A 1,944-nucleotide genomic window follows, 5' to 3' on the forward strand; every position below is an offset into this window, starting at 1 on the left:
TCAGCAGGTCGCGCGGACGCTGGCTCCCTACATGGTGCCCAGCGCCTTCGTGTGCCTGCCAGCAATGCCGCTTACACCCAACGGCAAGCTGGATCGCCAGGCGCTGCCCATACCGGGGCTGGATGCCTCGGTCACGCGCGGGTATGTCGCACCAGAGGCGGGGATGGAGCAGGTGCTGGCCGCGATCTGGGCCGAGCTCCTGGGCGTGGAACGGGTCGGGCGGCATGACGATTTCTTCGAACTGGGAGGACACTCGCTGCTGGCTGTGCAGTTGGCGGCTCGTCTACGCGCCACTGCCGGTGTCCAGGCCACGGTACGGGATGTGTTCGCGCTGCCCGTGCTGGAGGACCTGGCAGCGGCGCTTGGGCCGATCGGAACGGAAGACGATCCGCTTGATCTGGCCGACCGGCAGATAGCGCTGCTGCCCTCGCTTGCACAACAACGCCTATGGTTCCTTGCACAGTTGGATCCAAGGGCCGGCGCGGCCTATCACATGCCGGCTGCGGTGACGCTAACCGGCGCCCTGGACCGCATCGCATTACGGCATGCATTGGATGCGATCGTCGCCCGGCATGAAGTTCTACGGACCAGCTTTGCTGTGGTTGAGGGCAGCCCGGTACAGGTAATCGCCGCGGCTGACGTGGGTATCGCACTCATCGAACACGACTTGCGTGCGCTTGGAGCAGGTGCTCGCGCACTGGAGGCGGAGCGGTGGAGCGCGCACGAGGCCCATGCGGCATTCGACCTGTCGACGGGCCCACTGATCCGCGCGCGGCTCCTGATCCTGGACGATCAGAAACAGATCCTGCTGGTTACCCAGCACCACATCGTCTCGGACGGCTGGTCGATAGGTGTGCTGGTGCGTGAGCTGACGACGCTGTACGCAGGCTTCCTGGAAGGGGTCGGTGACACGCTGCCTCCTTTGACCGTTCAGTATGCGGACTACGCGCGTTGGGAGCGCGGTCGCATGAATGGCGAGAAGCTGGAAACCCAGGTTGGGTTCTGGAGATCCCAGCTACGTGGAGCACCGGCCCTCCTTGAGCTCCCCACCGACCGGCCGCGGCCATCGGTGCAATCGCATGCGGGTGCGAGCGTCTCCATCGTGTTGCCGTCGGTACTGACGAAGGCGCTGCGCGATCTGTCGCGGCGTCATGGGACGACCGTGTTCATGACACTTTTGGCGGGGTGGTCGATCCTCATGGCCCGGTTGAGCGGGCAGGAAGATGTCGTCGTGGGTACGCCTGTTGCCAATCGCATGCGGCAGGAGTTCGAGCCAATGGTTGGTTTGTTCGTCAATACGCTGCCCATGCGCGTTCGTGTCGACCCCGGCCAGACTGTTTCCCAACTGCTGGCCCAGGTGAAGACGACGGCCTTGGATGCTTTTGCGCACCAGGCGCTGCCCTTCGATCAGATCGTAGATGCGGCCATGCCACCGCGCAGCTTGGCGCACAACGCGGTCTTCCAGACAATGCTGACTCTCGATACCACGCCGGCAACCACGCTCGCGCTGCCGGGCCTGAGTCTGCAGCTCGGCGCGGTAGCGCGTTCTTCCACCCAGTTCGATCTTGCGCTTTCACTGCGCGAAGGAAACGATGTACTGGAAGGGCTTCTGGAGTATGCAACGGATCTCTTCGACCAGGCGACGGTCCAAAGGTGGGCAGAACATCTGCAGATCTTGTGGTCTGCAATGGCGGAGGATGCCGCGTCCAGCGTGGCGGCTCTCCCCATGCAGCCAGAGCATGCGCGTACACGCATGCTGCAGGACTTCAACGATACCGGGCTGGTCCGCGACGAGGGCATGCTGCTGCACGGGTACTTCGAGGCACAGGTGCGGCGCAATGGTGATGCGGTGGCATTGGAGTTTGAAGACTGCCAATTGAGCTACTCCGAACTGAACTGCCGCGCCAACCGCCTAGCCCACCGGTTGATCGCACAGGGCGTGGG

General features: G+C 63.8%; 1 protein-coding gene. It reads left to right on the plus strand.

What is annotated here, in order from left to right; translation table 11 throughout:
- The coding region (locus AC1DR7_RS20260; RefSeq protein ID WP_478076668.1) for a condensation domain-containing protein at positions 1-1,944 on the plus strand (1,944 nt) is incomplete at both ends.

This window comes from Stenotrophomonas sp. P5_A9 (genome assembly GCF_056400525.1).